This window comes from Frankia sp. CcCS3 (genome assembly GCF_977927575.1).
Genome location: NZ_CDWRCL010000202.1, coordinates 1 through 7,672, shown reverse-complemented (window position 1 = coordinate 7,672; position 7,672 = coordinate 1). Strand labels below are relative to the sequence as shown.

The following is a 7,672-nucleotide window of genomic DNA, read 5'->3' as shown; positions in this document are numbered from 1 at the left end:
CCCCTACGAAGCGGCTAATAATGAAGTTCTTTCTCGGGCTGATCGTATGTTTGCCGTGTGGGACGGGCGGAAGAGCAGCAAGGCAGGAGGGACCGCCGCCACCGTCGAGCTTGCGAAGGCGCGCCACCTACCGATCGTAGTCATCTGGCCCAGGGGGGCAGAGCGGATCTAACTCATCGCGAGGTTTCTTCACGGGGCCGAGATTTCTTCACGGCCTCAAGGCGCGCCTACGGCGCGCGTGTGACCTGCTGCACACACCGTACGTCGCCGCGGGTCGACGCTGGTCGACCACCACGTCAACATGCCTGGCCGCTACGCCTTCATCAGCTGCGGCCGAGGCTTCTGGGGGCCCGGACCAGACCGTATTCCTGGATCAGACTGTATTGTTGGTGGTTCTATGCGCGCGACGGTTCGGGTCTACTGGCTGCTGCTGGTAGCAGGGTTCCGCCGGCAGTCGACCTACCGATTGGCCGCGCTGGGTGGGCTGCTCTCGAACACGACGTTCGGGCTGCTGAAGGTCGCGGTGCTGTTCGCCGCGGTCCGGGCGGCGGGGGGTGAGATCGGCGGGTACGACATCGCGCAGATGGGCACCTACATCTGGCTGTCCCAGGCGATGCTCGGCTCGGTCAACTTCTGGGGCGGCAGCGAGATCGCGGAGAGGATCAAGGACGGCCAGATCGCCGTCGACTTCCTGCGCCCGCTGGACGTGCAAGCCGCCACGATCACAACCGAGGTCGGGCAGGCGCTGTTCGCGTTTATTCCCCGGGGGATCCCACAGCTGCTGATCGGTGGGTTCGTCGTCGGGATGAAGCTGCCCGGGTCGGTCACGGCCTGCCTTCTCGGCGTGGCGAGCCTGCTTCTCGCGGTCGTGATCTCGGCGGCGACCGTCTACCTGGTCGCCGTCGCGGGCTTCTGGCTGGTGGAGACGCGCGGGGTGCAGCTCGTCTACATGGTGGCCTCTGGTTTCCTCACCGGGTTGTTCGTGCCGATCAGCATGTTCCCGCGGTGGCTCGAACTCCTGGCCCAGGCGACGCCGTTCCCGTCGATGATGATGTATCCGGTCGGCATCCTCGCTGATCGCGTGGACATCACCGGCGCGCTCACCCTGGTAGCGGCGCAGGTTGCCTGGCTGGTCGGCGTCGGCGGGCTCGGCCAGGCGCTGACGCGCGCCGGCCGGCACCGCCTGGAGATCCAGGGTGGCTGAGCCGCTCGCCCTGCGTACCGGGCTGTGCTCGCGTCCCGGGCCCGCTCCCAGACCTCCTACCGGGCGAACTTCGCCCTTGACCTGGTCAGCTCGCTGCTGTCGGCCGTGATCGAACTGGCCGAGGTGTGGGTGGTCTTTCACGCCACGACCCGGCTCGGCGGCCTGGAGTTCCGCCAGATGCTGCTGGTGTTCGGCCTGGCCGACCTCTCCTTCTCACTCGCGGACCTCGCCTTCGGGCACTGCGACAGACTGCCGACGTACCTGCGCGCCGGCACCTTCGACGTCTTCTACCTGCGGCCGCAGCCGCTGCTGCTGCAGCTGCAGCTGGTCACCAGCGACCTCAGCCTGCGGCGGCTGGCGCGCGCGTCGGTCGGCCTGGCCGCGCTGGTCGCCGGTCTGGCCCTGGGCGACGTTCCCTGGGGCCCGGCCGCGGCCGCGCTGCTGGCGACCGCCCTGGTCAGCGGTGTCGCGACGTTCGCCGCGCTGTTCGTCTGGGCGGGCGGCCTGCAGTTCTTCCTGGTGGACGGCCGGGAGATGACCAACGCGTTCGTGTATGGCGGCCGCTACGCCGCCACCCAGCCAGCGTCGCTCTGGTCCCGGCCGTTGAAGGTCCTGTTCGGCTTCTTCTTTCCGATGGCCTTCACGGGGTACCTGCCGACGCTGATCCTGCTCGGTCTGCCTGGACCGGAGTGGCTGCCGAGGTGGCTTGGCTGGTGCGGGCCACTCGCGGCTGTCTGGGCGTGGGCCATGGCGCTGCTGTGCTGGCGCTGGGGCGTCCGGCACTACCAGGGAGGCGGCGGTTAAGCATGAGCGTCAACACTGCGATCGTCGAGACAGCGATCGTCGAGACCGTCGGGCTGACCCGGCAGTTCACCGTGCGCGACGGGCTGCGCCGGAGGCGACTGACCGCCGTCGACGACCTGACCGTGCGGATCTCACCCGGCGAGGCGGTCGGCTACATCGGCGCGAACGGCGCCGGCAAGTCCACCACGATCAAGATGCTGGCCGGCATCCTCGTGCCGACCCGCGGCACTGTGCGCACCTGCGGGCTGAGCCCGGTGAAGGACCGGCGCCGGCTGGCCCGCCAGGTCGGAGTGGTGTTCGGTCAGCGATCCCAGCTGTGGTGGGACCTTCCCGTGCGGGAGTCGTTCCGGATCCTGGCCGCTATCCACACCCTGCCCGCCGCCACCGAGCGCACGCGCACCGACGAGCTGGTCGAGCGGCTCGAGATGGCAGACTTCCTCGCCACCCCGGTCCGCCAGCTCTCCCTGGGCCAGCGGATGCGCGCCGAGATCGCCGCCGCGCTGCTCCACTCCCCCCGGCTGATGATCCTCGACGAGCCCACCATCGGCCTCGACGTCCTGTCCAAGCAGCGGCTGCGGGAGTTCCTCGTCGCCGAGCGAGCGGCCCACGGCACCACACTGCTGCTGACCACCCACGACATGGGCGACATCGAGCGGCTCTGCGACCGGGTCCTCGTCATCGACCACGGCCGCCTCGCCTACGACGGCGACCTGGCCGGTCTCGCGGGGGCCGCCGGCGCCGACCGGGTGCTGGTCGTTGACCTCGCCGGGCCCACCGGGGACCTGACGGGCCTACCCGCCGTCCGCCACCTGGCCAGCGAGGCCCACGGCCTGCGCCAGCGCCTCGCCTTCGACGCCGAGACCACTACCGCCGCCCGGGTCCTCGCCGCGGTCACCGCGACGGCCGAGGTCCTCGACTCCACTGTCGAGGAACCCGACATCGAGGACGTCGTCCGCCGCCTCTATGCCACCACCCGTCAGTCGCCCGAACCCGCGCCCAGGGAACCAAGGCGCGAAGAACTCGATGAGGAGGAAGCGCGCCGCCCCGGTGGGACAGCACCCCTGCCATAGGAGCCGTACAACGCTGCAGCCACAGCGCCAAACCCCCTCGGTGCGTACGAGTGGCGGGCGGCACCCTGGAGCGTCTCCCAGGCCAGGCGAGCCCGCGGTCAACGGTTCGGGAACCGGGCCACCCAACGGCGCTGCCAGGGGGTCTCGACGGCCCGGTGGTGATGGTGTTCCCGGGTCCAGGCGACAGCGTCCGGTGGGTTCAGTCCGGCCAGAACGGCGAGGCAGGCAAGGACGGTGCCGGTGCGGCCGACGCCGCCCCCGCAGGCGACTTCGACCGCCGCGCCGGCCCGCGCCGGCCCGTGCCGGCCCGTGCCTGCTCGTGCAGCGCCCGGATGCGCCGGGCGGCCTGGTCCTGGTCACGGGGCAGGAGGAAGTCGGGCCAGTCGATCCACGTGCGCGGCCAGCCCAGCTCCCCGTCGTGGCGGCGGCGAAGACGGCTGGTTCCCAGGTAGAGGCCGAAGTCAGGCACCGGTCCCTCCGGTAGCGGGCGGCGCAGACCGCGGCCGCGTACCCGGCAGCCGTCCGGAAGCCGCAGGGCCCGCACGAGCGGCGGGCCGCTCACCGGGCCACGCCTACGACCTGCCCGGCTGATCGAGAACTCCACACCTGGCCCTCCGCCTGTCCGTATTGACGTGATCGTTGCCGGCGGCGCTGCTGCGGCCGGACGGCCACGTGGCGTGGGTCGGTGAAGATCAGCGGGAGCTGCTCAGCCAGCTGCCCAGGTCCCGCTCCGCGGTGAGGTAAGAGGCGATCATGTCCAGGCAGCCACCACATCCGTGGACTCCACTCGTACGTGAGCATCATTGCGTGGGAAACGGCACGATACGCACGATCGACCGGTCGTGGTCGAAGGCGAGGCTGGCGCAGGGCCGACCCTGCGCCCATGGCTGATCGAATCCGCTGTCATCGATCGACCAGGAATGCAGACCGTAGGCATCCAGCTTGCCCCGGAGAACAGTGATGATCTCCGGGCGGGGGTGGCAACGGTCCGCCGCGACCGCGGCGGTGTCGCTCCGGAGATTGACAGCCGAGTAGCATCCGACCACTGTCGCCCGTTCCGCCAGGCCGCTGGGTCGTAGCCCCCAGCTAGCCGCGGCAAGACACGCAACGGCCACCACCGCACCCGGGATCATCGCCCGCCTCCTGCGCCACCACGGCTTCCGAGAGGTTCTCAGCGAAGCGACGACGTGACGTTCAAGCAGCACCTGACGTTGTTCCAACCGCTGCCGGGGAACGGGCCGCCGTGGCGGAAGCCGGGGAAATCCCAGATCAGGCATCTCGCACCACCTTCTGAGCAGGCCGGTCCTTCCCCGCCGTCATCTCAGCGGGAACCCCGGGCATGCCCGCCGCAGCCCGAACCTTCCGCACCACGCCGAAGACCAGGACAAACCGCCACGGCCGTAGCCTGACCGCGGCGGCGGGCGCTGTGCTCGTGCCGTGCGCCGGTCGGATCACCCCCACACCGCCCGCGCCAGGGCCGCGCCGAGAGCGGCGGCGCCGAACGCGGCGAGCACACTGCCGGCGACGTTGGCCGCGGCCAGCAGCCGGGCGCCGTCCTCGGCCAGCCGCAGCGTTTCGTAGGAGAACGTCGAGTAGGTGCTCAACGCCCCGCACAGCCCGGTCCCCACCAGCGACACCACCTGCTCCGAGGCCACCCACGCCGGCGCCGCGCCCGCGCCCGCGGCGCCGGCGACCAGGCCGAGGAGCAGACTGGCCGTGACGTTGACGGTGAACGTGCCCCAGGGAAAGACCGTGCCGTGCCGGGCCTGCACCGCCCGGTCGGTCAGATAGCGCAGCGGCGCGCCGGCCGCGGCCCCGGCGATCACCAGCAGCCAGTTCACCAACTCGCCTCCCGGCCGACGTAGCGGATCACTTCGACCTCGTCGAGGATGACCAGCCCCTCGGTGACGAGTTCATCGAGCTGCGGGAGGAAGGCCCGTACCCGTTGCTCGTCATCGACGATGACCACCGCCACCGGCAGGTCCTCGCTCAGCGACAGCAGCCGGGCGGTGTGCACGATCGAGGAGGCGCCGAACCCCTCCACGCCCCGGAACATACTCGCCCCGGCCAGCCCGGCGCGGTGCGCCCGGTGCACGATCTCGCTGGCCAGCGGTCGGTGATGCCACACGTCGCTCTCCCCGACGAACACCATCAGCCGCAACGCCCGGCCGCTCAACCTCATCACGCCCGCCTTCCCGCGACCCGTCGCGTCGTCGCCACGAACCATCGCATCGCCGTCGCCGCCGCCCACACCGCGCCCAGCGCGACGAGGACGCTCAGCGCCAGGTAGGCCAGTGCCAGCCCGGCCCGCCCGCCGTCCACCAGCCGCTGCGCGTCGAGCGCATACGTGGAGAAGGTGGTGAACCCGCCCAGCACCCCGGTGCCCAGGAACGGGCGGACCAGCGGATGCACCGTCCGCACGTCGGTGATCAGCACCATCAGCACACCGATCGCCGCGCAACCGGCCGTGTTCACCGCCCAGGTGGTCCATGGGAACGTGCCCGGCATCGTCGGCCACACCAGCGACGCCCCGTAGCGGGCACATGCCCCCACCGCCCCACCAGCCGATATCACCGCCAGCAGCGGGACCGGGACCGGCGCGTGACGAAGCTGCCGGCGCCGCACCGGGACAGGCCCATCACCATCAGGGTCGGTGCCATCGAGGCTGGTGCCATCGGGATCGGTCGGTGCACCGACCGTTTGCTCGGCGTCGTCCACGCCCGCTCCCTACCTGCGCGACAGCCGGGCCAGCCAAGCATGACTTGTCACGGTAGGGACCGTTGGCGGCGCACTGCCGCGGTTCGGGTCCGGCGGGCCCCACCGCCGCGCGGTGACCGGAAGCCGCCGCCGTCACACCATACCGGTTCGGTTCACCGCTACCGGTTCACCGCTAACCGCTACCGGTTCACCTGTCACCGTCGTCACACCGTGGGAGCGCACACCGGCCCACAGTCACACGCCGACCCGGGACCGCCCCCGGCCCCCGGTTCCACGGCGCGCAGCTGCGGGCCCGCGCCCTCGGCGATGTCGGCGAGCACCGTGTAGATCTCCCACGGCGCACCGTCCGGATCATCCACCCACACCTTGTCCTGCAGCGCGTAGCAGCAGGCGGTGTTCTCCTCCACCGCCGTCACCAGCCCCGCCTCCCGCAGCCGGGCCGCCGCGGCGGACACCTCCTGCGAGGTCTCGATCTCCACCCCGAGATGGTTCAACGCCCCCGCCACCCCCGCGCCGCGGGCGTCCGGGTTCTCGATCAGCACCAGCTTCAACGGCGGCACGTCGACCGCGAAGTTCGCGTACCCCGCCCGCCGCTTCGCCGGCCCGACCCCGAACAGCGTCGTGTAGAACTCCACCGCCGCGTCCACGTCCGAGACGTTCAACGCCAACTGCACCCTGGCCATCCAGCCCACCCCTTACATCGACACCCATCTATGTTCTTGCGGGTCGAAGATGACCGTAAACATAGACGTCTGTCAATGGCTGGGGCATGCTGGCGGCACGGCGACCGCCTCCCCACCGGCGGGTCTCCCGGTCGTCGACCCGGTCATCGCCCCCGCGGCGGACGGCCCGCCCGGTCTCGCCGGGACGATCTCCGCGTGCCGCGCCCCGCTCGCCCGCGCCCCGCTGGGCGCCAACCGGGGCCGGCGACCGTTACGCCGGCCCGCGCATCGGCGAAGTCGTCGCCTTTCTGGATAATCCTTAAGGTGAGCCTGAATCGCGAAGATTCTGAATCGCGAGGACCGAGACTCAAGAACCCGCCGATGTCGGGATGTCAGGACAGATCGTACCGCGCTTCGGGAGTATCAGGTCGACCAGGTAACGCTCGACGGCCCGGCGGACGCAGACACTGTCCTGAAAGTAGGCGGTGTGGGTGTAGGAGCGCCAGGTCAACAGCACGCTGTTGGCGAGTTGACGGGCGAGGGACACAGCCCCGGAGTAGGGCGTCGCCGGGTCGCCGGTGCTGCCGACGAGGAGAATCGGCGGAGCGCCGGTGGCGTGGAACGGCCCCGTGTAGCGGGAGGCAGCCTTAACCGGCCAGACCACACAGGCAAGGGCACCGAGAGCAGAAAGCAGGCCGAAATGGGGGCTCTCGCGGTTGAGTTCGTCAGAAAGTCGTTGGTAGGCGCCCACGGTCGGGAAGATCTTGTCGGTGCAGGTGATGGCCGTATGCGAGGCAATGGCCGTATGCGCGGCATCGGAGCTGGTGGAGGTGCTGTGCGGCAAGGGGAGGATGGCCCCGATCGGGTCCTGCGCTGCGAAGGAGAGCAGCTCGGAGCCGTCGTTGTTGTCGTCGGCCAGTGCCAATGCTCCCGCGAGCCGCGGCCACTTGGCATGGGAGTACAGCGCGGACCGAACCCCTATCATGGCGGTCACCCAGTTGAGCGTGCGGGCGGCGCCGGTGTCCTTACCGTCCTTACCGCCGGCCGGGATCGGCTTCTCGGTGAGCCGTTCGACCAGGCGGTCGAAGGCGCCGGCCGGGTCGCCGTGACCGAAGCCACAGTTGGGCCGAGCCTTGCAGTCGGCGAGGAATGCGCCTAGGGCCTGTTTGGGAAGTTTATCGGGGCAGCCATTCGTTGATCGCGGCGATGGTGAC

At 70.4% G+C, this 7,672-nt stretch carries 10 protein-coding genes and 1 pseudogene; 3 read left to right on the top strand and 8 right to left on the bottom strand.

Going from position 1 to position 7,672, the window contains the following annotated elements; all coding sequences use genetic code 11:
- The first annotated feature begins 397 nt into the window (after positions 1-397).
- The 3 genes from AC08OQ_RS15670 to AC08OQ_RS15660 are packed head-to-tail and all read left to right on the top strand — an operon-like array spanning position 398 to position 3,078.
- A complete protein-coding gene (locus AC08OQ_RS15670; RefSeq protein WP_476602183.1) occupies positions 398-1,204 on the top strand; it encodes an ABC transporter permease in 807 nt (268 codons plus the stop codon).
- 24 nt (positions 1,205-1,228) lie between these two features.
- On the top strand, positions 1,229-2,008 hold the full coding sequence (locus AC08OQ_RS15665; protein WP_476602184.1) for an ABC transporter permease: 780 nt from the start codon (positions 1,229-1,231) through the stop codon (positions 2,006-2,008).
- A 2-nt stretch (positions 2,009-2,010) separates the two neighbouring features.
- A complete protein-coding gene (locus AC08OQ_RS15660) occupies positions 2,011-3,078 on the top strand; it encodes an ABC transporter ATP-binding protein (RefSeq protein WP_476602185.1) in 1,068 nt (355 codons plus the stop codon).
- 98 nt (positions 3,079-3,176) lie between these two features.
- Here the strand turns inward: AC08OQ_RS15660 and AC08OQ_RS15655 are convergent.
- From AC08OQ_RS15655 to AC08OQ_RS15620, 8 genes and pseudogenes are all read right to left on the bottom strand, one after another.
- Positions 3,177-3,302: pseudogene (locus tag AC08OQ_RS15655) on the bottom strand (protein-tyrosine phosphatase family protein); the annotation flags it as partial.
- Entirely contained in the window at positions 3,278-3,640 is a 363-nt protein-coding gene (locus AC08OQ_RS15650) for a hypothetical protein (protein ID WP_476605550.1), read from the bottom strand. The pseudogene AC08OQ_RS15655 and the gene AC08OQ_RS15650, both read right to left, overlap by 25 nt.
- Before the next feature lie 238 nt (positions 3,641-3,878).
- Entirely contained in the window at positions 3,879-4,211 is a 333-nt protein-coding gene (locus AC08OQ_RS15645; protein WP_462188778.1) for a hypothetical protein, read from the bottom strand.
- 318 nt (positions 4,212-4,529) lie between these two features.
- Entirely contained in the window at positions 4,530-4,919 is a 390-nt protein-coding gene (locus tag AC08OQ_RS15640; protein ID WP_476602213.1) for a fluoride efflux transporter FluC, read from the bottom strand.
- Positions 4,916-5,260: a DUF190 domain-containing protein gene (locus AC08OQ_RS15635; RefSeq protein ID WP_476602214.1), complete on the bottom strand. Its 345-nt coding sequence runs from the start codon at positions 5,258-5,260 to the stop codon at positions 4,916-4,918. The genes AC08OQ_RS15640 and AC08OQ_RS15635 overlap by 4 nt, the downstream gene beginning before the upstream one ends.
- Positions 5,260-5,796, bottom strand: coding sequence for a fluoride efflux transporter FluC (locus AC08OQ_RS15630; RefSeq protein ID WP_476605549.1), 537 nt, complete (start codon positions 5,794-5,796; stop codon positions 5,260-5,262). Before AC08OQ_RS15630 ends, AC08OQ_RS15635 begins: the two co-directional genes overlap by 1 nt.
- Positions 5,797-5,999: 203 nt before the next feature.
- Positions 6,000-6,479, bottom strand: a complete 480-nt coding sequence (locus tag AC08OQ_RS15625) for an ArsI/CadI family heavy metal resistance metalloenzyme (protein WP_462188782.1) — start codon at positions 6,477-6,479, stop codon at positions 6,000-6,002.
- 346 nt (positions 6,480-6,825) lie between these two features.
- Positions 6,826-7,672 (bottom strand): alpha/beta hydrolase (locus AC08OQ_RS15620; RefSeq protein ID WP_476612147.1); only part of this gene is annotated, 847 nt, incomplete at its 5' end.

Bases quoted from the DNA above. Each gene is read 5' to 3' on its own strand.
- AC08OQ_RS15670 (WP_476602183.1), top strand. From the start codon at position 398: ATGCGCGCGACGGTTCGGGTCTACTGGCTGCTGCTGGTAGCAGGGTTC.
- AC08OQ_RS15660 (WP_476602185.1), top strand. From the start codon at position 2,011: ATGAGCGTCAACACTGCGATCGTCGAGACAGCGATCGTCGAGACCGTC.
- AC08OQ_RS15645 (WP_462188778.1), bottom strand. From the start codon at position 4,211: ATGATCCCGGGTGCGGTGGTGGCCGTTGCGTGTCTTGCCGCGGCTAGC.
- AC08OQ_RS15635 (WP_476602214.1), bottom strand. From the start codon at position 5,260: ATGAGGTTGAGCGGCCGGGCGTTGCGGCTGATGGTGTTCGTCGGGGAG.
- AC08OQ_RS15625 (WP_462188782.1), bottom strand. From the start codon at position 6,479: ATGGCCAGGGTGCAGTTGGCGTTGAACGTCTCGGACGTGGACGCGGCG.